Consider the following 22,088-nt stretch of genomic DNA (forward strand, 5'->3'; position numbering starts at 1 on the left):
CGTGCGTTACGCCTGTTGCGGTTCGGCCGCGCATGCGGCGTCGAACGCGCGTTGCAGCGCAGCCGCGTCGAGATCCTCGCCGATCAGCACGAAGCGGCTCGCGCGCGTTTCGCCGTCCTGCCAGCGACGGTCGAAATAGCTGTCGAAGCGGCGGCCGACACCCTGGATCACGAGCCGCATCGGCGCACCGGGCAGCGCGGCGAAGCCCTTGGCGCGGTAAATCGTGTGCGCTTCGACGACGCGTTGCAGCGCGGCGATCGTCGCTTCGCGCGTGCCGGCGTCGCCCGACACGACCACCGAGTCGAAATCGTCGTGATGGTGATCGTGATCGCCGTCATCGGCCGAGCCGTGATGGTCGTGACGCAGGTGGATCGTTTCTTCCGATGCCGATTCGAGGCCGAGCAGCATCGCGAGATCGAGCTCGCCACGCGTCGCGCGCACGATCTTCACCTGCGGCGGGATCTCGTCGCGAATCGCGGTTTCGATCTGCGCGAATTCCGCGTCGCCGACGAGATCGGCCTTGTTCACGATCACGAGGTCGGCGGACGACAGCTGATCGGCGAACAGCTCGTGCAGCGGCGATTCGTGGTCGAGGTTCGGATCGGCGCGGCGCTGCGCGTCGACCGCCTGCGGGTTTTCCGCGAACTGGCCGCTGGCGGCCGCCGGCCCGTCGACCACGGTCACGACCGCGTCGACCGTGAAGGCGTTGCGAATCGTCGGCCAGTTGAACGCCTGCACGAGCGGCTTCGGCAGCGCGAGGCCGGACGTCTCGATCAGCACGTGGTCGATATCCGCGCGGCGCTCGACGAGCGCTTCCATCACCGGATAGAACTCTTCCTGCACGGTGCAGCACAGGCAGCCGTTCGCGAGTTCGTACAACTGGCCCGCCGCTTCGCCCTCAGCGCCATCGGCATCCTCGCAGCCGATGCCGCAGCCCTTGAGGATTTCGCCGTCGATGCCGAGCTCGCCGAATTCGTTGACGATCACCGCGATGCGGCGGCCTTCGGCGTGCTGCAGGATGTGACGCATCAGCGTGGTCTTGCCGCTGCCGAGAAAGCCCGTGACGATCGTGACGGGAAGCTTGCGTAGGGTCATGGTAGGTCCTGTGTCGAAAATGGAATCAGCCCGGGATCGTCGCGTCGAGGGCGGCGTGGCAGTTCATCTGGCGGATCGCGGGCATGCCGCCGCGCGATCCGCATGGACAATCGCGGGACGGGCGGGATGACGAATCGGACATGGTGCTTCCTTGCGAACGGTCGACATCGTGAATGCCAACACGGCTGCCGCCGGCCCGGCACGCGCTGCCTGCCATTCGCCGCGCCGGTCGGCCGGCGCGGACTCGCGCAGGAGCGGATCGGTGGAGCAAGCGGGCAATACGCGGGCGTCGGGCCGGCTGCGGCCGTGGACGATGCGCCGCCTCCCCGCGGCGCTGAACCCCAACGTTTCGGCCGGTATCCGGGCTGACGAACACGCCGCTTCGCCTTCCCGGATGCGCGGCATCCAGTGGCGGTCGTCCGCATGCACGCGGCATGCGGCGAAGCGGCGTTGCGTGGCGCATGCGCGCGACGCGTTCGCTTACCGTTGCGGGGGCAGCACAGGTTGGCTCGACTGCGGTGCAGGCAGGCTCCCTGTTTCCCGTTTAACTGCGCGCACCGGAGCGGCGCGCGCGAGCACCAAAACGCGTGCGAGTGTAGGCGGCGGTGCGGGGAGCGTCAAGGCGGAACGGGCCGCCGGGCCCGGTTCCGGATGGCTGCCGCGCGTGGCCGGAAGCCGTGCGAGGCGGTTCGCGCGGGGGAGGCGCTGTGCTATCGTAGCGCCGCGTTCGGTGCCCGCATGCGCATTCCGCACATGCAGTTAAACGGGAAACAGGAGGCGGACCCCCGCCCGGCCTGTGCTGTCCCCGCAACGGTACGCCGCCCGCGCGACGCGCTTTATCGCGCACGCGCCCAGGCCGCCCACGATGCCACTGCCCGTCAACCGGGCGGGAAGGCTGCGGCCTGGCAAGCGGCCAGCCCGGATACCGGCCGACGCAAGGGGCGAGCCCGACGCTCGCCGAACGCCCGATCCGCGGGGGACGGATGAGGTGCGCATTCCGCCCGCGTCCGCGCGGGCTTCGTTCGATCCATCATGGTTGACCTGTCCGCTGGCCGCCGCCGGGCCGCCCGCCTGCCCTGTTCCCCTGTTTCGACACGGTGCGCGCCGTGCCGCGCCCGATGAGCCGCGCGTGGCTCGTCGGCGCCGGCCCCGGCGACGCCGACCTGCTGACGCTCAAGGCCGTCCACGCGATCGGCGCGGCGGACGTGCTGCTCGTCGACGATCTCGTGAATCCCGACGTGCTGCGCCATGCGCGCGCCGATGCGCACATCGAGCACGTCGGCAAGCGCGGCGGTCATGCGTCGACGCCGCAGGAGACGATCGTCGCAGCGATGCTCGCGCATCTGCGCGCGGGCCGCAGCGTCGCGCGGCTCAAGGGCGGCGATCCGTTCGTGTTCGGCCGCGGCGGCGAGGAGCTGGCCGCGCTCGGCGCGGCGGGATTCCCGGTCGAGGTCGTGAACGGCGTCACCGCGGGCATCGCCGCGCCGGCCGCGATCGGCATCCCGGTCACGCAGCGCGGCGACGCGCAGGGCGTGATCTTCGTCACGGGCCACGGCGCGGGCGCCGACGAACCCGACTGGCGCGCGCTCGCGGCCACGCGCATGACGATCGTCATCTACATGGGCATCCGCCGGCTCGACGCGATTGCCACCGCGCTGCGCGATGGCGGCCTGCCCGGCGCGACGCCGTGCGCGGCGATCGAGCATGCGACGCGCCCTGAGCAACGCCACGTGCTCGCGACGCTCGATACGCTCGTCGAACGCATCGGCACCGCCGGTATCGGTTCGCCGGCGATCGTCGTGATCGGGCGCGTCGCGGCGTTCGCCGACGATCCCGCGGTACGGGCCGCGCTCGGCGGCGGCGCATGATGCGCGTCGCGCTCGGCATCGGTTTCCGTGCAGGCGTGACGGCCGCGCAACTCGATGCCGCGATCCGCGCGGCGCTGATGCCGTACCCGGCCGCCGAACCCGCGCTCGTGGCCACGCTCGCCGACAAGGCGCGTGCCCGCGCGCTGCGCACGCTGTGCGCGCGACGCGGCTGGCCGCTCGTCGCGTTCGACGCGGCCCAACTCGCGAGCCGCCCGGAACTGGCCGCGAGCGGCCCGTCGGCCGCCGCGCGCGCCCGCTTCGGCGTCGCGGGCGTGGCCGAGCCGTGCGCGCAGCTCGCGGCGCCGCATGGCCGGCTGCTGGGCCCCAAATCCATCCGGGACGGCGTGACGGTCGCACTCGCCGGCCCGCTCTGAACCCTTTGTTTCGCTTTCTTTCGACAGGACGAATCCGATGAAAACCGACGCCGAATCCCATCAACGGATGACCGAACGCCGCCGTGCCGGCCACGAGAAGAAGCAGGCCGCCGCCGTCAACGAAAAGGGCCTGCTGATCGTCAACACCGGCAACGGCAAGGGCAAGAGCACGGCCGCGTTCGGCATGGCCGTGCGCGTGCTCGGCCACGGCATGCGGCTCGGTGTCGTGCAGTTCATCAAGGGCGCGCTGCACACGTCCGAGCGCGACTTCCTCGGCGCGGTGGCCGAATGCGATTTCGTGACGATGGGCGACGGCTATACGTGGAACACGCAGAACCGCGACGCCGACATCGCGACCGCGCGCAAGGGCTGGGACGAGGCGCGCCGGATGATCGAGAGCGGCGATTACCGGATGGTGATCCTCGACGAACTGAACACCGTGCTGAAGTACGAATACCTGCCGCTCGACGAGGTGCTCGCGACGCTCACCGCGCGTCCCGAGTCGGTGCACGTCGTCGTGACCGGGCGGCATGCGCCCGATGCGCTGATCGACGCAGCCGACCTCGTCACCGAAATGCGGCTCGTCAAGCATCCGTACAAGGAGCAAGGCGTGAAGGCGCAGCGCGGCGTGGAGTTCTGAGCATGCCCGCCTGCCCCGCGCTGTTCGTCAGTGCGCCCGCGTCGGGCCAGGGCAAGACCTCGGTGACGGCGGGCCTGGCACGGCTGCACCGCCGGCTCGGCCGGCGCGTGCGCGTATTCAAGACCGGGCCCGATTTTCTCGATCCGATGCTGCTCGAACGCGCGAGCGGCGCACCCGTGCATGCGCTCGATCTCGGGATGGTCGGCGAGGCCGGCTGCCGTGCGCTGCTGGCCGACGCCGCGCGCGACGCGGACCTGATCCTGATCGAGGGCGTGATGGGCCTGTTCGACGGTACGCCGAGCAGCGCCGACCTCGCGGCCGCGTTCGGCGTGCCGGTCGTCGCGGTGATTTCGGCGAAGTCGATGGCGCAGACCTTCGCGGCGATCGCGTTCGGGCTCGCGCGGTTCCGGCCGGGGCTGCCGTTTCACGGCGTGCTGGCGAATCGCGTCGGGTCAGCCCGGCATGCGGAACTGCTGCAACAGGCGCTGCCCGACGACCTGCGCTGGCTCGGGCACGTGCCGGCCGATGCGGGCATCGCGCTGCCGGAGCGGCATCTCGGCCTGCACCAGCCGAACGACATCGACGATCTCGATGCGCGGCTCGATCGCGCGGCCGACGTGCTCGCGCAAACGGCGCTGGCCGAGTTGCCGCCGGCCGTTGCGTTCGCGGAACCGGATGCAGCGGCGCCGCTGCCGCGTGCGCTCGCCGGCAAGCGGATCGCGGTGGCGCGCGATGCGGCTTTTTCGTTCATTTATCCGGCGAATCTCGCGCTGCTCGACACGCTCGGTGCGCAGGTGCGATTCTTTTCGCCGGTCGCCGACGAACCGTTGCCGGACGATTGCGACGCACTGTTCCTGCCGGGCGGCTATCCGGAATTGCATGCGGCGACACTCGCGGCGAATGCCTCGACCGCGCGGTCGATTCGCGCGCACGCAGCGGCCGGCCGGCCGATCGTCGCGGAATGCGGGGGGATGGTGTATCTGTGTGAATCGCTGACCGACGTGGACGGCGTGACGACGCCGTTGCTTGGGCTGTTGCCGGGTCACGCGACGATGCAACGCCGGTTCGCGGCGCTCGGCATGCAGCAACTCGACACGCGCAGCGGGACGATGCGGGGGCATACGTTCCATTATTCGCGGCTCGAGACGCCGCTGGAGGCGGTCGCGCATGCCGCGCGTCCCGATGGCGCGGCGGGCTACGGCGAGGCCGTCTATTGTCGCGATGCGATTGTCGCGACGTACATGCACATGTACTGGCCGTCGAATCCGGAGGCGGTCGTGGCGTTGTTCAGCGGGGAAGCGTTCTAGATTCGGGATCGCACGAGTCATACCGGGATTGCATGCCCCGTCGCAACGATCACACGCCTTCCTTGTACGACTACAAATGTTGTTCGATGTCCATGCGTTGATGCAGGACTCGAATCACATCGATCGTGTATTCCGTTTCACGATAGAACACGACGTGGGAGCCCACGGCGTACCGGAAATATCCATCGCGAACAATGCAAGTCCGGCCGACCTTTTCACCGCGCGCCAGCGCTTCCATGGTCCCGATCAGATCGCGGTGGTAAAGGTCGGCTTGCTTGAGCGACCCACGCCCGACGGTATAGCGCCAAATGTCTTCGAGATCGAGTTCGGCCAGCGGTGTGAGCCGACGCTGCCTTTAGCCGTCATGCGCGGTCCGCATGCGGGCCAGGAAGGCCTCGCGGTCGAATGGCCTGGGTGCTCCCGATACCTCCCCGGCCTTCAACGCTTCCTGCAACGCGCGCACCTGCATGTCGCGTGATTCGAGAAGCCGCAAACCGGTTCGTTCGACGTCGCTTGCGGAACCGTATTGTTCCGATTGCACTTGGGTATCGACGAGTTCGGCAAAGTGGTCGCGCCGGGAAACGGATGTGTTTTGCGACATGAGTCATTTCTCTTTCAATGCGGCCATCGTTTTCCCGAGTCTGGGACTTCCGGCGCTCCGCCGTTGCGGCGACCTTGTCGATGCCGCGCCTCGCGCCGTATGCGTCGTTTTCGCTGTCAAACCAGGAACGCCTCCGCCAGCTTCACCCAGTACGACGCGCCGGTCGGCAGTGCCGCATCGTTGAAGTCGTAGCCGGGGTTGTGCACCATGCAGCCGCCCTCCCCGTCGCCGTTGCCGATGATCAGGTAGCAGCCCGGCCGCTTCTCGAGCAGGAACGCGAAATCCTCGCTGCCGGTGAGCGGCACCATCCCGTCGATCAGGTTCGCGTCGCCCACCCATTCGCGGGCGACGTTGCGCGCGAACGCGGTCATTTCCGCATCGTTGACGAGCACCGGGTAGCGGCGCTGGTAGTCGATCGTCGCGGTCGCGCCGAACACGGCCGCCTGCGCATGCACGACTTCCTTGATGCGCGTCTCGAGCAGGTCGCGCACCTCCGGCTTCAGCGCGCGCACCGACAGGCGCATCTGCGCGCGATCGGGAATCACGTTCGGCGCCTCGCCCGCGTGGATCGCGCCGACCGTGACGATCGCCATGTCGAGCGGCGACACGTTGCGCGACACGATCGTCTGCAGCGCGATGACGATCTGCGCGCAGACGACCACCGAATCGACCGCCTTGTGCGGCACCGCGCCGTGGCCGCCCCGGCCTTGCACGTCGACGATCACCGTATCCGACGACGCCATGAACGACCCCGGCAGGAAGCCGAACTTGCCCGTCGGGAAGCCGGGCATGTTGTGCATCGCGAAAATCGCGTCGCACGGGAACAGCTCGAACAGCCCTTCGTCGAGCATCTTCTTCGCGCCGCCGAGCCCTTCCTCGGCCGGCTGGAAAATCAGGTTCAGCGTGCCCGAGAAGCGGCGCTCGCGCGCCAGGTGCTTCGCGGCCGCGAGCAGCATCGCCGTATGGCCGTCGTGGCCGCACGCGTGCATCTTGCCGGCGATCCTGCTCTCGTACGGCAGGCCGGTGGCCTCGTGGATCGGCAGTGCGTCCATGTCGGCGCGCAGGCCGAGCCGCTGTGCGCCGCTGCCGACCCTCAACTGCGCGACGACGCCCGTGCCGCCCAGCCCGCGGTGCACCGTGTAGCCCCACGACTGCAGTTGCTCCGCGACGAGGTCGCTCGTCGCGAACTCTTCGAAGCCGAGCTCGGGGTGGGCGTGGATGCGGTGCCGGATCTCGATCATTTCGTCGGCGAGGCTGGCGGGAATCACGCTGTGCGTCACGGTGTCGTCTCCTGTCCTGTGGGGAATATGCAGGCAAGGATAGTGGGTTCGGCAGCAACCGGGCAGACGGAAAGTCGTCGTGGTAGCAACCAGTAGTTGCCATATTGGGAACGATGCGCGAGGCGCGCAAGCTGGCCATCCGGACGACTGCCGCCCACGAGCCGGCCGCGCAACACTGTGTGCCACCCATCGATTTCTTGCGTGTGAGGGCCGCGGTGACTATCGTTCAGAATCATCAAATAGTTCCTACGCATCAATATCTTGCGAATGCTTGTTCACTTTTTGACGCTTGTACATTTTTTGTGTACGCTGACAAAAAAGTGAACAAGCGATTCCCTTTGATGCCCGCGAACACCCCCCTCTCCGTGTCGGAACAGCGCGTGCTCGACGAAGCGTGCGCCGCGTTCGAAAGCGCGACCCGGCGCTTTCGTGCCCGGCCCGTGCGTGTGTCGGCCGACTGGAAGGCGCGCGCCGACGCCATGATCCGCTTCGACGTTGCCGGGCAGGCATTCGAGATGCCAGTCGCCGTGAGCCTGCGCGTCGAATCGCTGGCGGGCGCGCTCGCGGAATTGCGCCGCCGCGGCGACACCGCGGCGCCCGGCGAACGGTCGCTGATGCTGGTCGCCCCGTATCTTTCGGCGGAACTGGCCGCCGGCCTGACCGACCAGGGCATCCCGTTTCTCGATACCGCCGGCAACGCATGCCTGATCGAACCGGAGGCGACCGTGATGATCGCGGGCCGGCCGAAGCCCGCACGCACACCGCCCCGACAGGCGTCGCGCGCGACGACGCCGAAGGGGCTGGCCGTGATGTTCGCACTCGCGACACAGCCGGGCCTGGTCGCGCAACCGTATCGGGCGATCGCCGCTGCATCGGACGTTGCACTCGGTACGGTCAATCTCGCGATGGACGACCTGATCGCGCGTGGCCTCGTCGGGCAACGCCGCAACGGCGAGCGCCTGATGCCCGACTGGCCGCGCTTCGTACAGGAATGGGTCGCGCTCTATCCGAGCCGCTTGCGCGCGAAACTGCCGAGCCGCCGGTTTGCCAGCCTCGCGCCCGACTGGTGGCGCGGCTTCGATTTCGCGGCATTCGATGCGCGACTCGGCGGCGAGCCGGCAGCCGACTTGCTGACGCGCGACCTGAAACCCGCCGCGATCACCGTCTATACGCACGGCACCGCGTCGAACCGGCTGCTGCTTCAGGGCCGCCTGCGTCCGGACGAGCGCGGCGATGTCGAGATCGTCGAAGCGTTCTGGCCGCGGTCTGCGGAGCTTGCCTGGCGCGAGCAGGAAGTACCGGTCGTGCCGCCGCTGCTGATCTACGCGGATCTCGTCGCGTCCGGCGACAGCCGCAATCTTTCCATCGCCGATCGCATCCATGACCGATACCTCGCCCAACCGCCCGCTTGAGGTCGACGCACGCCGGCCGCTGGAGCCTGCGGCGGTCGCGTTGCTGCAGGCCGTCGGCTCGGCCTGCGCGCGTCTCGACACGGCATTCGTGGTCGCCGGCGCAACCGCGCGCGACATCCTGATGTGGCACGTGCACGGCATCCGGCCGGTGCGCGCGACGAGAGATGTCGACGTTGCAGTGTGCGCGGTGAGCTGGCCGTTTCACGCGCGGCTCGTCGAGGCACTTGTCGCGACCGGGCAGTTCACGCGCGCACCGAAACAGCAGCAGAAACTGCTGTTCGAAAGCGGCGCGGACGGTTTTCGCACGGAGCTGGATCTCGTGCCGTTCGGGCCGCTCGAAACGCCTCCGGGCGAAATCGCATGGCCGCCCGGCGGTGAATTCGTGCTGAACGTGCTCGGGTTTCAGGAAGCGGTGGACACCGCCCACCCCGTGTCGATCGATGCGCGCACCGTGGTGCCGGTGGCCAGCCTGCCGGCACTGGCGCTGCTGAAGCTGCTCGCCTGGAAGGACCGGCGTGCACGCCAGAACAGCGATGCGTACGACCTGCTGTTCCTGCTGCGGAATTTTCACGACGCCGGCAATCGCGAACGTATCTGGGATGCCGCGCCGGACCTGCTCGAAATCCACGCGTTCCAGCCGGGACTCGCCGCTGCCGCGCTGCTCGCGCGAGAGGCGAAACGCATCGCTTCGCCACAAACGCGTGACGCGATCCGTGCGCTGTTGTCGGACGAAGCAACTTATGCCGTGCTCGGCCAGGATCTGCTGGCACGTGCATTTGCGCTGTTGCCCGGTGAATTCAGCGATGACGCCGACCGGTATCTCGACGCATTCCGCAACGCCTTTCTCGCAGACGAACCCGCGTCGCGCGCTTGACGCGCCGATGCGCAACCGCCGAGCGACCGAACAGATCCCGAACGGCGCTCAAGCCGCCCAGTCTTCGAGCGACAACCCGGCCACACGACCGAACTCGCGGCTGTTGTGCGTGACGAGCACCGCACCGGCCGCGATCGCATGGCCGGCGATCGATGCGTCGTTCGCGCCGATCGGCGTGCCGCGCGCGGCGAGATCGGCACGAATCGCGGCCGTTGCATCGACGGCCGCCGTGTCCCACGACAGCACGCCGTCCAGCCGCGAAACAAAGGCCGTCACGCGTTCCGCATGCTTCGGCGACGCCTTCCTGCCGACCGCGCCGAACCGCATTTCGGCATAGGTAATCGCCGAGACGACGATCCGGTGCTGCGCATTGACGCACGATTGCAATCGCGACAGCACCACGGGCGGCCGCTCACGCATGATGAACGAACAGATATTCGTATCGAGCATGTAGAGCGTGGTCACTGGCCGGACTCCGTCGGGGCGGCGCCACCATCGGCCAGGTCGAAGCGGCTGGACTCGATGACGGCCGGGCGTTCGGCGAGGAAGTCGGCGTCGGCCGGCGGTTCGCTCGCGAACGAGAGCCACGTGGGCCGCACCGGCCGCAGCAGCAGCGTGTCGCCCTCGCGGCGGATCTCGAGTTCCGTCACCCCCTCGAACTCCATGTCCTTCGGGATGCGGATGGCCTGGTTACGGGCGTTCTTGAAAATGGAAACGGTGCGCATGAGCCACTCCATGGGAGTACGATGCGTCCATTCTAGGCATATGCTGGCATATGTCAATGCGGGCGCGCGCAAACGGGATGTCGCGCCCCATGCTGTCGCGGATGTTTTTGCCATGTGGCGGGCCTGTCGTCGATGAGGAGAGCGATCCATTCTTCACGACGCAGGCCGCGCGGTCCATATGCCGGACGGCCGATGCCCGCGAGCCACGGTGCCGCGCGCACCCTCGCACCGCACCGCGCACCCGCGCCGTCACGGCAATTTGAAAGTGTCGAAGAATGTATCGCGCTCGATCACGGTGAGCGCCGCGCGCTTGTGCGGGAAGTCGAACTCCTTCAGCGTGTAGAACCCGAGCCGGTGCATGTACGCGATGTGCCGCACGTGGTCGACGCGCGGCTCGCCCACGAGCCGTTGCGTGCGCGGTTCGTCGACGAACATGTAGTGCAGCACCCCGCTCCACCACGCATGCAGCTTGCCGGCGCTCTGGAAGCGCGAATCGCCGATCAGCAGGTGCAGCCCGCGGTCATAGTCGTGCGCGTCGTAGAACGGCGCGAGACGGTCCTCCTTCGCCCAGTAGAACTCGAAATAGCCGAACGGCGTGTCGTCGAAATAGCCGATCATCGGGTGCATGTGCGGATCGGCGAGCCGCTCGGCGAGATACGCCGCGTGTTCGTCGCGCGTGCCGCGCTGGTCCCAGAAGTGCGCGACGCGATCGAGGTTCATCCAGCCGCTGAACAGGTCCGCGTGCGCGTCGACATCGACGGTGCGCAGGCTGAACGTCATCCCGACCTGCGGCATGGCGCGTGCATAGATCTCGCCGGCCGGCGACGGCGGCCGCACCGGGTGCCGGTGGCCGTTCGTGATCACATGGCGCAGCGGCATGCCACCCGACGCAGGCGCCTTCAGCCATGGCCGCGGATTCTGCCAGAACGTCGCACGCGACACGGTGAAGCGCAGCGCGTCGCCGGCAACCTGCGCGCCGTCGATCACGCCCTCGCGCACCGCGCGCGCGACGTACGCCGCCACGGCTGCCGCGTCGGCGCCGCCGCGCGGCACCGTGATCGTCGCCGCGTCGTAGCGCGTGTCGGTGTTGAACAGCGCGACGAACGCCGCGAGCAATACGTCCGGCGAATCGTCGGGCCGCCACGCGTCGAGCGTGTGCTCGGCGACGGCCGTCGCCTGCCCGGGTGCGGCGCCGTCGAGCGCGGCGGCCACTTCACCTTCGACGGCGTCCGCCGTGCCGGCCGGTTTCGTCAACGTGTCTTCCATCACAGTGCTCCCGCGTCGTGGCGGTCGGCGAGGACGTGCAGCCCCCGCTCGAGTGCCGGAAACAGGCTGCGCTGGAAGTTGTTCCAGCGCAGTTCGAGAATCGTGTCGTCCGGTGAGATCGGCGTGTCGAGCACGTCGCAGATCACCTCGCCGGAATCGATGCCGTTGTCGACGTAGTGAAACGACGCGCCGGTCATCGTCACGGGCTCGACGGGCGAGGTCGTGCCGTTCGACCAGTCGACCCGTTCGCCGCGCGCGCCGTGCAGCGCGTCGAGCGTCGCCCACGCGCCGCGCCGCTGGTACGGCGAACCGTCGGCGGTGATGCCCGGGTGGATGTTGGCGATGCGCCGGTGAAAGCGCGCGCCGGGCCGCACGAGCTCGTCGAGGATCACGAGCAGCCCGTCGAGCACGACGATGTCGGCGTCGAGTTCGAGCAGGCGCTCGAGCAGGCGGCGCTCGAATGCCTGTTTGGCCGTAGCGCGCTCGCGCGCGTCGCGCGGCAGCCGCCGGTACGTCGACGCAATCGTGCAGAACAGTTCGTCGACCGGCCGGCCCTGCACCGTCAACCCTTCCGGCAGGATCCACGGGCGGCCCGGCGTGCGGGCGAAGCCGTAGTCGGCGACTTTCGCGCGGTCGGCCGGCGAACCGTCGTCGTCGTCGACGATCACGCCCTTGAGCGTGTAACGCTCGCCGAGCGGCGAATCGTTCAGGCGTTCGACGAGATATTCGAGCGGCGCCTTCATGTAGCGCGTGCCGCCCCGATAAGCGACCGGCTGCCCGGCACGATCGGCCGCGCCGTTGCGCAGCGACTGGATGTAGACGAGATTTTTCTTCGGCATGGATACGTCGTGGATAAGCGGACGAAGGCGCCGCGGCCCGCCCGCGCCGGCCACGATGGCCGGCCGGCGGGACGCGGCGCACATCGTCACCAGTTGTATTTCGCGGTCGCGATCACGGTACGGTCGGTGCCGAACACACAGACGTTCGCCGACTGGCAACCGCTGATGTAGTGGCGGTTGGCCAGGTTCGTTCCGTTCACGGCGAAGCGCCAGTTACGCGTGTCGTAGTGCACGCCCGCGTCGAACAGCGTGACGCTCGATACAGTCAGCGAGTTGTCGGCCCCACCGGCCGACGCGCTCTGGTAACGAATGCCGCCGCCCAGGCCGAAGCCCGCGAGCGGCCCCGTGTGCCAGGTCCAGTCGGTCCACAGCGACGCTATCTGGCGCGGGCGCGGAATGTCGACCGGCCAGTTGTTCAGCGACACGTCGTTGGCCTTCACGTTCTTTACGTCCTGATACACGTACGAGGCAATCACCGACAGGTTGCGCGTGACCTTGCCGGTCGCGCTCAGCTCGATCCCGCGCGAACGCACCTCGCCCGTCTGCACCGACTTCGTGCCGGTATTGTCCTGGCTCGGCAGCGCCGGCGTGAGCACGTTGGTCTGGTTGATCTGGTAGATCGCCGCGTTCAGCATCAGGTTCTTGCCGGGCGGCTGCCAGCGCAGGCCGGCCTCGATCTGCTTGCCGCGGGTCGGCTGCGGCAACCCGCCGCCAAGCAGGTTCACGCCGATCAGCGGATTGAACGACGTCGCGTAGCTGACGTACGGCGACAGCCCGTAATCGCCCTGGTACGTGAGACCGACGCGACCGGTGAACGCAGTGACGTCCGCCTTCGTCGACGTGCCGGCCGCGCGGTCGTCCATCCGCATGTTGACCCAGTCTTCGCGGCCGCCGAGCGTCAGCGTCCAGCGGTTCCACTTGATCTGGTCCTGCGCGTACAGGCCGAACGTGTTCATCGTCGTGTACGTGTTGGTGCGGAACGTCGAGTCCGGCGTGAACACCGCCTTCGTGACAGGCTGGTAGACCGGGTTGTAGATGTTCAGCGGCGGCGCGGCGGCGAGCCACTCGCTGTCGGTCGCGGTCTGGCGGTTGTACTGGAACCCAAGCAGCAGCGTGTGCTGGAGCGGCCCCGTCGCGAAGCGGCCTTCGAGGTTGTTGTCGATGTCGAAGCGGCTGTAGTTCATCTGGAACACGCCGGCCCAGCGCGACACGTCGGTCGTGCTGCCGTCGACGAAGCCGTTGCCGAAGACCGAACCGTTGTCGAGCGACAGGTGCATCAGGCGCGTGTTCTGGCGGAACGTCCACGCCGGCGTCAGGTTCCGCTCGAACTGATAGCCGACCGACCACTGCTTCTTGCGGTAGTAGTTGAAGTTCGGATCGCCTTCGTACACGTCCTTGTTGATCTGGCCGTTCGGGTTCGGCAGCACCGTCCCCTGCGCGGGCAGGAAGTTCGACGAGATGTCGCCCCAGTCCTGCAGATAGGTGGCCGACAGCGTCAGCGACGTATCCGCGTTCGGGCGCCAGCGGAACGACGGCGCGAGCGCAACGCGCTGGTCGTTGTTCGGGCCGGTCAGCGCGTTGCCGTCGCGTGCGACGCCGACGAAGCGGTACGCGTACTTGCCGTCCGGGTCGAGCTTGTCGCCGACGTCGATCATGAACTGCTTGCGCGCGTAGTTGCCGATCTGCACGCCGGCCTCGCGCACGCGCTCGCCGTCGGCGAGCTTGGTCTGCACGTCGACGATCGCGCCCGGGTCGCCCGCACCGTACAGCACCGAGGTCGGCCCGCGCAGCACGCTGATGCTGTCGATCATGTACGGATCGACGCGCCAGCTCGCGAGGTTGATCGTGTTCGGCACCTGCAGCCCGTTCACGTACGCGGTCGGCGTGAAGCCGCGCAGTGCGGCGTACCAGTCGGAACGGTTGTCCGAGCCGTACGACGAGAAGCCCGGCACGTAGCGCAGTGCCGCGTTCACGTCGGTCGCGCCGGTCATCTCGATCTGCTGCGCGGTGACGACGTTGATCGTCTGCGGGATCTCGTTGATCGACGTATTGGTCTTCGTGCCGGTGCGGCTGCGCTTCGCGACGAGCCCGACCGTGCCGTCACCTTCCGAGGCCGCGTTGACGTTGATCGTCGGCAGCGTGCCGGTCGATGCACTGGCCGACGCATTCGCCGCCGCACCGTTCTGCGCAATGCTGGCCGACGCCGCTGCGCCTGCGTTCACGGCCGGTGCCGTCTGGGCCTGTGCGTGCCCTGCCGCCACACCGAACGCCACGCTCGCCGCGGCTGCGATCGCACGCAACCGCGTGCCTGTTGCCCACTCCATCTTTCTCTGCTCCACTTTTTTCATGCGGTCTCCGACCGCGCCTTTGTCAAAGAGCGAAAGCCATCCGGCTCGCGCTCACCCCGTTTTCCTGTCGTTTTTCCTGTGTTGCCCGGGCCGCGCCTTCTTCATGGGCGGGTGCGATCCCGTCTTCGAGCGACGCGCAGATTTCGTCCGCGCGGCGCGCCAGTACCGACAGCAGCGTGTCGGACAGGCCGTGGCTGTCTTCGCAGCAGCCTTGCAGGTAGATGCGCGGCGCGAAGTGCGCGGGCGTCGCGAGCAGGTAGTCGCGCGTGACGTCGCCGCGTGCGAGCGCGTCGCCCAGGTGCGGCGCGAGCCCGTCGAGCAGCGCCGAATGCGTGTCGCGGCGGTAGCCGGTGGCCAGCACGAGCGCGTCGAAGCGCTCGACGCGCGTGGCGCCGCTCATCCGGTCGCGCAGCGTCAGCTCGATGCGGCCGTCGGCGGTGCGCACCGCGGCCTCGATCGCGCTGTTCGCGAGCAGCGCATGGCGCGGCGTGCCGTCGATGCGCTGCAGGTACAGCATTTCGTAGATCTGTTCGATCAGCGGCCGGTCGACCACCGCGTAGTTCGTGTCGCGATAGCGCTCGAGCAGCGCGCGGCGCGCGTCGTGCGGCTGCGCATAGACGACATCGGTGAACTCGGGGCTGAAGATCTCGTTGACGAACGGGCTGTCGTCGGCCGGCTTCAAGGCGCCTGCGCGCATCACGAGGCTCGCGTCGACGTGCGGGAAGCGGCGCGCGAGGTCGATGAACACCTCGGCCGCGCTCTGCCCCGCGCCGATCACCGCGACGCGGCGGCGCTCGCCATCCGGCGACGCGACGAGCCGGTCGATGTCGGTCAGGTACGACGACGAGTGGATCACGCGGTCGCGGCCGAGCGCGGCGAACGCGTCCGGCACCGCCGGCGTGCCGCCGACGCCGACCGACAGCGCGCGCGTGACGCGCTGGCGCTCGTGGCCGGCGGCGTCGCGCGACAGCACGCGCAGCGCGTCGATCTTCGCACCGTCGCCGTGCACGGGCTCGATCGCGAGGACGGTCTCGCTGTAGTGGACGCTATCGTCGAACGCCTGGGCCACCCAGCTCAGGTAGTCGTGGAATTCGACGCGGGTCGGATAGAAGTTCTTCAGGTTGACGAATTCGTTCAGCCGGCCGCGTTCGAACAGGTAGTTGATGAACGTGTAGCGGCTGGTCGGGTCGCGCATCGTGACGAGATCCTTCAGAAACGAGATCTGCATCCGGCAGTCGTCGAGCAGCATGCCGCGATGCCAGCCGAATTCCGGCTGGCGCTCGATGAAGCAATGGGCGAGCGGGCGCGCCGCGCGCCGTTCCTCGAGGCGGATGGCCAGCGCCAGATTCGACGGCCCGAAGCCGACGCCGATCAGGTCGAATACGGTTTCTCTCTGCATGTCTCAGCTCCCTTGTCGGTGAATCCGGCGCGTCAGACGTGACGGCCGGAGAAGAACGTCTCGCGCAGCGTGCGCATCCACAGCGGCTGCGCGTCGGCCAGCGCGAGACGGCGCTGCCGCGCGAAGCCATGCCGCGCGAGATGGTCGGCAACCCGCGCGTGGCCGGCCGGAACGGCACAGCCGACCGCTTCGGTACGCGGGTCGTCGAGAAACAGGTAATGCACGACGGACGGCAGCCAGCCCGCCACGCAATGCGGGCCCCGCCAGCGCGACTCGCCGACCAGCATCCGCAGCCCGCGGTCGTAGTCGCGCGCCGCGACGTGCGGCGCGAGTGCGTCTTCCTTCAGCCAGTACGCCTCGACGTACGCGAACGGTTCGCCGTCGAAGCAGCCGACGAGCGGAATCACGTGCGGATCGGTGTCGGGCGCGGCGCCTTGCGGGCCGTCCGCGCCGGGCTGCGTACCCGGCCAGCCGTCGCGCACGCGCGGTTGGTCGAACCAGCGCGCGAGGCGTTCGGCATCCTCGGCCGGCTGCCAGCCGCGCAGCGTGAAGCGCACGCCGAGCGCCGGCAAGTCGCGCGCGTAGACCTCGCCGCGCGGCGCGGGCGGCCGGCGCGGATGACGGCGGCCATCGGTGAACATCGGCAACGTCGCGCACGGCAGATGCGCGCCGACGCGCCACAGATCGGCCTGCTGCGCCCAGCCTTCACGCATGCAGCGGCCGCCGTCGGCGAGCACGCCGCTCGCGCGCAGCGCATCGAGCGCGACCGCCGGCCACGCGGCCGGGTCGAGCCGGATCGCCGCGTGGCGCGCGCTGTCCGAAAACGCCGCGGCCAGTGCGGCCAGCAGCGCACGCCGCTGGTCGGCCGGCGCCGCGCGATGGTTGTAGGCGACGAGGCGCAGCGCGCCGTCGTCGCCGAGTTGGGCGCGCAGCAACTGCGCGCCGATGCCGTCGCCCTGCGCGACGCGGATCTCCGTGCCGTCGCGCACGGCGAACAGGCCGTCGGCGAACGCGAGGCGGTAGGTATCGAGCATCGTGAATCCGTCCGGACGCACTTCAGCCAGCATGGCGCGCCTCCTGTCCCGTTTCCGTGTGCGCATCGAGCCGCGCGCCGAGTGCCGCGAGCGTCGGCGACGCGAACACGTCGGCGACCGTCAGCGCGTGGCCGGCGCGGCCGGCCGCGTCGACGAAGCGCACGACGTCGAACGACGTCGCGCCGGCTTCGAACAGTTCGGCATCGGGTTCGGGCGCGGCCGTCGCGAACGTGTCGGACCACAGCGCCGCGAGCGCGGCCGCCGCATGCGGTGCGCGGGATGGCGTTGCGGCGCGTGCGTTGCTGTCGGTCCGCGCTCGATGCGACGCCTGCGCAACGACGCGCTTGTCGGGCGCACCGAGCACCGCTTCCGACGCGCCGGCGAAACGCGCGACTTCGTCGTGATAGAGATCGACGAGCGCATCGACGAAGCCGCGATCGAGCAGTTCGTCCGCATACGAGAACGCGGCGCTTACGCGGCCGTCCGGATGCTCGACGACGTCCAGCTCCAGCGTAAATACGACGCGATGGCGCACATCGTCGAATCCGGCCAGCGCCAGGCCGGCCCAGTCGCGCGCCGCGGCACCGGTCGGGCGCAGGTAGTTGAACATCACCTGGAACAGCGGATTGGCCTGCGCGGCACGCGGCGCGCGCAGCGCCGCGACGACGTCCGCGAACGGCACGTCGGCGTGCGCATAGGCGGCGAGCGCCGTGTCGCGCACCTGCGCAAGTACGTCCGCGCGACGCGCGGCCGGGTCGAGCCGCGTACGCACGACGACCGAATTGATGAAGAGGCCGAGCGCGTCGCGGGCCGCATCGCCCGTCAGCTCCCGCGTCGACGCGAGCACGCCGACCGGCTGGTCGACCGCGCCCGTCGCGCGGAACAGCGCGGTGTTGAGCGCCGCGTGCAGCAGCATCGGCAGCGTCGCGTGCGCGGCCGACGCCGTGTCGCGTGCGGCGCGGATCAGTGCGCCGTCGAATTCGAACGCGATGCGGGCCGCGCGCCATTGCGGTACGGCGGGCGCGTCCGCGCGCTGCGGCAGCACGCGCGTCGGCAGATCGGCCAGCGCGTCACGCCAGTAGGCGACGCGGGCCGGATGGCACGGCGCGGGCAGCACGAGCGGCTGGGCGGCCAGTGGGACGGCCTCATCGGCCGGCACGGCGCCGGCGCCGCCCTGCACGCGGGCAACATAGCGCGCACGAACCGCATCGAGCCACAGCTCGATCGATTCGCCATCCGACACGATGTGATGAATCGTCACCGACAGCACGTGATCTTCCGCGCCCAGACGCAGCACGCGCGCACGCCATAGCGGCGCATCGGCGGCCAGATCGAACGGCGCGAGCGCATCCTCGTCGGTCAGCGCTGCGGCGCGGGCGAGCACGTCGGCTTGCGCCGACAGGTCGAGCACCGGCAGTTCGACAGACGCATTGGCGTCGATCCGCTGGCCGGGCAGTGCGCCGTCACGCGCCACGAGCCGCGTGCGCAGCGCCGGATGCACGGCCGTGACATCCGAGAACGCCGCACGCAGCGCATCGACGTCGAGCGGGCCGCGCACCCGCAGTGCAACCGGAATGTTGTACGCGGCGCTGTCCGGCTGCGCGCGCCACAGGAACCACAGGCCGAGCTGCGCGGGCGACAGCGGCCACACACCGTGTGCATCGGGTTTGGCGACGGCCACGCCCGGCGCAGCCGTGCCGGCCTGCGCGGCGCGCGGCGCATCGGCCACCTGCAACGCATACTGCGCGAGCACCGGCGCCTCGAACAGCGCGCGCACCGGCACGTCGCGGCCGAGCCGTTCGGCCACGCGCGTCGCGACGCGCACGGCGGCGAGCGAATGGCCGCCGAGATCGAAGAAGTGATCGCCGCGGCCCACGCGTTCGAGATTCAGCACGTCGCACCAGATCGCCGCGAGCGCGGCTTCGTCGCCGTCGTGCGGCGCTTCGTACGCGCGTTCGACGCGTACCGGCGCCGGCAGCCGTGCGCGGTCGACCTTGCTGTTGGCGTTGCGCGGCAGCGCGTCGAGCACGATCAGCTGCGCGGGCACCATGTAGTCGGGCAGCGTGCGGCGCAGGTGCGCGTCGAGCGTCGCGGCTTCGACCGGCTGCGCAGCCGCCTGTGCGTCGGCGGTCAATTCGACATACGCGACGAGCTGTGCCAGTGCGCCCTGCCCGTGCACGACCGCGCAGGCTTCGCGCACCGCGTCGTGCGCGGCAAGCTGCGCCTCGATCTCGCCGAGTTCGATGCGCAGCCCGCGCAGCTTCACCTGGTGGTCGACGCGGCCGATGAAGTCGAACACGCCATCCGCGCGACGCCGCACGAGGTCGCCGGTGCGGTACAGCCGCGCGCCCGGTGCGCCGTACGGATCGGGCACGAAGCGCTCGGCCGTCAACGCCGGGCGGTCCAGATAACCGCGCGCGACGCCGATCCCCTCGCCGCCCAGGTACAGTTCGCCGATCACGCCGACCGGCAGCGGATGCAGCCGTTCGTCGAGCACGTGCGCGGTGCGCGCGCCGACCAGCGTGCCGATCGGCAGGTACGCGGCGTCGCCGAGTTTCGCGAGATCGTCGCCGGGCCGGAACATCCACAGGGTCGGCGTGATGACCGTTTCGGTCGGGCCGTAGCCGTTGACCACGCGCACGTTCGGCAGCGCGCGGCGCAGCATCGCGAACGCCTCGCGCGACGTCGCCTCGCCGCCGACCGTCAGCGAGCGCAGCGTCGGCGGTGCGCCATGCGCGAGCGCCCATTCGGCGAGCTGCGCGGCGCAGCCGGGCGGCACGTACGTCATCGTCACGCCGTCGCGGACCATCATCGCGCAGGTCTGCGCGGGCGGCCACAGCACGTCGGCCGTCACCGACACGGCCGCACCCGACATGTATTGCGAAAACCAGCCCTCGTGCGCGCCGTCGAAGTTGACCGACTGGAACAGCAGGAACACGTCGTTCTCGCCCGCGCCGTAGCGTTCGGCGATCGCCGCGCAATGCAGCGCGAACGACGCGTGGTCGACGATCACGCCCTTCGGCTTGCCGGTCGAGCCCGACGTGTAGATCGCATAGGCCGCGTGGCCCGGCAGCACGTCCGGCAGCACGACGTGCGCGGCTTCGTCGAGGGCATCGACTTCGTCCGCACGCCACACGCGCAGCTCCGGCAGCTCGGGCAGCGACGCGGCGCTCGCGCCGTCGGTCAGCACATGCGTGATGTTCGCGTCGCCGACGATCTGCGCGAGCCGTTCGCGCGGATGCGCGGGATCGAGCGGCACGAACGCGGCGCCCGACTTCAGCACCGCGATCAGCGCGACGAGCAGGTCGACCGAGCGCTGCAGCGCGACGCCGACGCGCATTTCCGGGCGGACGCCGGCCGCCACCAGATGGCGCGCCAGGCGTGCCGCGCGTGCATCGACTTCACCGCGCGTCAGCGCACGATCGATATCGGCGACGCCGCGTGCGTCGGGCCGTGCCAGAGCATGCGCGGCGATGCGGGCATGCACGGGCACGAACGGTTCGGATTCGGTTGCGCCTGCCGGTGCGTTCCATGCGAAGAGTTGTGCGCGCTCAGCGGCGGGCAGCCAGTCGAGATCGCCGATCGGCATGTCGGGGCGTGCGAGCGCATCGGCGAGCAGCGTGACGAAGCGTGCGGCCAGCCGGGCGATCGCGTCCGCTTCGAACAGGTCGAGCGCGTAGATGAAGGCGGCATCGAACGTGCCATCCGGCGTCGCTTCGACCGACAGCGTCAGGTCGAATTTCGCGGATGGCGTGCCCGACGGCAGCAACGCGGCCGCTGCCGTGCCGAGCGCCGGCAGCGCGCGGCGCTCGCCGTACGCGGCCATCACCTGGAACAGCGGATGGTGGCTCGCGCTGCGCGGCACGCCGAGCGCATCGACCACCTGCTCGAACGGCACGTCCTGGTGCATCTGCGCGTCGACGAGCGCACGTTGCGTGCGCGCGACCAGCGACGAGAAATCGCCGTGCGCGGGCACGTCGACGTCGATCGCCAGCGTGTTGACGAAGAAGCCGATCAGGCCGGCGACTTCCGCGCGTTCGCGGTTCGCGGCCGGCACGCCGACGCAGATCCGCGCGTCGCCGGTCGCGCGCGCCAGCAGCGCATCGAGCGCGGCGAGCAGCACTGCGAACGGCGTGGCGCCCGAGGCGGCCGCGAATGCGCGCAGTTGCGCACCGACGCGCGCGTCGAGCGCAAACACGTGGCGTGCGCCGCGCGCACTGCGGCGCGCGGGTCGTGCCGTCGCGCCCGGCAGCGTCAGTACGCCACGTTGCGGATCGAGCCGTTCGCGCCAGAACGCGAGCTGGCGGTCGCGCTCGCCGGCGTCGAGCCAGCGGCGCTGCCACAGCGCGTAGTCGGCGTACTGGATCGGCAGCGGCGCGAGCGGCACCGGCCGGTCGGACGCATACGCGCGATAGAACGCCGCGAGCTCCTCGAGCATCACGCCCGACGACCAGCCGTCCGACACGATGTGATGGACGGTCAGTGCGAGCCAGTGATGCGTCGCATCGAAGCGCACCAGGTGCGCGCGTATCAGCGGCGCGGCGCCGAGATCGAACGGCTCGGCTTCGTCGGCCGTCGCGACGGCTTCCGCGCGCGCCGTGCGCTGCGTATCCGGCAGCGCTTCGAGATCGGTTTCACGCCATGGGCAGCGCAACGGTGCGTGGATCGTCTGCGCGACGCCGTCCTGCGCTTCGTCGAAGGTCGTGCGCAGCGCCTCGTGGCGCGCGATCAGCGCGTCGCACGCAAGACGCAGCGCATGCGCGTCGAGCGGGCCCGTCAGCGCCAGGCGCTCGGTGATGTGATACGCATCGGGCGCATCGATCAGCCGCGCATGCAGCCACAGCCGCGTCTGCGCGAACGACGCCGGCACGCGGTCGTGGCGCGCCGTGCGCGGCGGGATCGGCAGCACGCGGAAGTCGATGCCGGCCGCGCCGAGCTTGTCGATGAAGACCGCGCGCTGCGCGTCCGGCAGTTGCGCGAAACGCGTCGCGAGCGCGAGCCAGTCGGGTTGAACCTTCGTCATCCG

General features: G+C 69.5%; 18 protein-coding genes and 2 riboswitches. Of the genes, 6 read left to right on the forward strand and 12 right to left on the reverse strand.

All coding sequences use genetic code 11. The features are described from left to right. Window positions 1-6: 6 nt before the first annotated feature. A complete protein-coding gene (cobW, locus tag CFB34_RS15230; RefSeq protein ID WP_089440078.1) occupies window positions 7-1,095 on the reverse strand; it encodes a cobalamin biosynthesis protein CobW in 1,089 nt (362 codons plus the stop codon). Between the two features lie 333 nt (window positions 1,096-1,428). Then, a riboswitch (cobalamin riboswitch) is annotated at window positions 1,429-1,693 on the reverse strand. Between the two features lie 113 nt (window positions 1,694-1,806). Continuing rightward, window positions 1,807-2,044: riboswitch (cobalamin riboswitch) on the forward strand. Between the two features lie 169 nt (window positions 2,045-2,213). Here cobW and cobA point away from each other — a divergent pair. The 4 genes from cobA to CFB34_RS15250 are packed head-to-tail and all read left to right on the forward strand — an operon-like array spanning window position 2,214 to window position 5,284. After that, window positions 2,214-2,963, forward strand: a complete 750-nt coding sequence (gene cobA / locus CFB34_RS15235) for a uroporphyrinogen-III C-methyltransferase (protein ID WP_089440400.1) — start codon at window positions 2,214-2,216, stop codon at window positions 2,961-2,963. Beyond that, window positions 2,960-3,337 (forward strand): cobalamin biosynthesis protein, encoded by a 378-nt coding sequence (locus tag CFB34_RS15240; RefSeq protein WP_089440077.1) that lies wholly within the window; start codon window positions 2,960-2,962, stop codon window positions 3,335-3,337. The genes cobA and CFB34_RS15240 overlap by 4 nt, the downstream gene beginning before the upstream one ends. A 37-nt stretch (window positions 3,338-3,374) precedes the next feature. Continuing rightward, on the forward strand, window positions 3,375-3,977 hold the full coding sequence (gene cobO, locus CFB34_RS15245) for a cob(I)yrinic acid a,c-diamide adenosyltransferase (protein ID WP_089425397.1): 603 nt from the start codon (window positions 3,375-3,377) through the stop codon (window positions 3,975-3,977). Window positions 3,978-3,979: 2 nt separating this feature from the next. Continuing rightward, window positions 3,980-5,284: a cobyrinate a,c-diamide synthase gene (locus CFB34_RS15250; protein ID WP_089440076.1), complete on the forward strand. Its 1,305-nt coding sequence runs from the start codon at window positions 3,980-3,982 to the stop codon at window positions 5,282-5,284. Window positions 5,285-5,354: 70 nt separating this feature from the next. Here CFB34_RS15250 and CFB34_RS15255 read toward each other — a convergent pair whose 3' ends face one another. From CFB34_RS15255 to CFB34_RS15265, 3 genes are all read right to left on the reverse strand, one after another. Continuing rightward, a complete protein-coding gene (locus tag CFB34_RS15255) occupies window positions 5,355-5,618 on the reverse strand; it encodes a type II toxin-antitoxin system RelE/ParE family toxin (protein WP_089440075.1) in 264 nt (87 codons plus the stop codon). A 21-nt stretch (window positions 5,619-5,639) separates the two neighbouring features. Continuing rightward, the gene (locus CFB34_RS15260; protein WP_089440074.1) at window positions 5,640-5,885 is read right to left on the reverse strand and encodes a type II toxin-antitoxin system ParD family antitoxin; all 246 of its coding nucleotides are present in this window, start codon (window positions 5,883-5,885) and stop codon (window positions 5,640-5,642) included. Between the two features lie 116 nt (window positions 5,886-6,001). Then, window positions 6,002-7,165 (reverse strand): M20 aminoacylase family protein, encoded by a 1,164-nt coding sequence (locus tag CFB34_RS15265; protein ID WP_089440073.1) that lies wholly within the window; start codon window positions 7,163-7,165, stop codon window positions 6,002-6,004. 341 nt (window positions 7,166-7,506) lie between these two features. Between CFB34_RS15265 and CFB34_RS15270 the strand changes: the two genes are divergently transcribed. After that, window positions 7,507-8,577 carry a type IV toxin-antitoxin system AbiEi family antitoxin gene (locus CFB34_RS15270; RefSeq protein WP_089440072.1) on the forward strand — a complete coding sequence of 357 codons (1,071 nt, stop codon included), beginning with the start codon at window positions 7,507-7,509 and terminating at the stop codon, window positions 8,575-8,577. Next, window positions 8,546-9,451: a nucleotidyl transferase AbiEii/AbiGii toxin family protein gene (locus tag CFB34_RS15275; RefSeq protein WP_089440071.1), complete on the forward strand. Its 906-nt coding sequence runs from the start codon at window positions 8,546-8,548 to the stop codon at window positions 9,449-9,451. Before CFB34_RS15270 ends, CFB34_RS15275 begins: the two co-directional genes overlap by 32 nt. A 48-nt stretch (window positions 9,452-9,499) precedes the next feature. On the opposite strand, the gene CFB34_RS15280 is transcribed toward CFB34_RS15275, so the two are convergent. From CFB34_RS15280 to CFB34_RS15315, 8 genes are all read right to left on the reverse strand, one after another. Then, window positions 9,500-9,916: a PIN domain-containing protein gene (locus CFB34_RS15280; protein ID WP_089440070.1), complete on the reverse strand. Its 417-nt coding sequence runs from the start codon at window positions 9,914-9,916 to the stop codon at window positions 9,500-9,502. Then, window positions 9,913-10,176: a type II toxin-antitoxin system VapB family antitoxin gene (gene vapB / locus CFB34_RS15285; RefSeq protein WP_089440069.1), complete on the reverse strand. Its 264-nt coding sequence runs from the start codon at window positions 10,174-10,176 to the stop codon at window positions 9,913-9,915. Before vapB ends, CFB34_RS15280 begins: the two co-directional genes overlap by 4 nt. A gap of 249 nt (window positions 10,177-10,425) precedes the next feature. Next, window positions 10,426-11,442, reverse strand: coding sequence for a GNAT family N-acetyltransferase (locus CFB34_RS15290; protein WP_089440068.1), 1,017 nt, complete (start codon window positions 11,440-11,442; stop codon window positions 10,426-10,428). Next, window positions 11,442-12,281, reverse strand: coding sequence for a formyltransferase family protein (locus tag CFB34_RS15295; RefSeq protein WP_089440067.1), 840 nt, complete (start codon window positions 12,279-12,281; stop codon window positions 11,442-11,444). Before CFB34_RS15295 ends, CFB34_RS15290 begins: the two co-directional genes overlap by 1 nt. Before the next feature lie 86 nt (window positions 12,282-12,367). Continuing rightward, complete coding sequence (locus CFB34_RS15300) at window positions 12,368-14,629, reverse strand: TonB-dependent siderophore receptor (protein ID WP_089440066.1); 2,262 nt, start codon at window positions 14,627-14,629, stop codon at window positions 12,368-12,370. 22 nt (window positions 14,630-14,651) lie between these two features. After that, the gene (locus CFB34_RS15305; protein WP_089440065.1) at window positions 14,652-16,028 is read right to left on the reverse strand and encodes a lysine N(6)-hydroxylase/L-ornithine N(5)-oxygenase family protein; all 1,377 of its coding nucleotides are present in this window, start codon (window positions 16,026-16,028) and stop codon (window positions 14,652-14,654) included. 32 nt (window positions 16,029-16,060) lie between these two features. Then, the gene (locus tag CFB34_RS15310; protein WP_089440064.1) at window positions 16,061-17,095 is read right to left on the reverse strand and encodes a GNAT family N-acetyltransferase; all 1,035 of its coding nucleotides are present in this window, start codon (window positions 17,093-17,095) and stop codon (window positions 16,061-16,063) included. Further along, the gene (locus CFB34_RS15315) at window positions 17,085-22,085 is read right to left on the reverse strand and encodes a non-ribosomal peptide synthetase (RefSeq protein ID WP_089440063.1); all 5,001 of its coding nucleotides are present in this window, start codon (window positions 22,083-22,085) and stop codon (window positions 17,085-17,087) included. The genes CFB34_RS15310 and CFB34_RS15315 overlap by 11 nt, the downstream gene beginning before the upstream one ends. Between the last annotated feature and the right edge of the window lie 3 nt (window positions 22,086-22,088).

This window comes from Burkholderia sp. HI4860 (assembly GCF_002223045.2).
Lineage (GTDB): Bacteria > Pseudomonadota > Gammaproteobacteria > Burkholderiales > Burkholderiaceae > Burkholderia.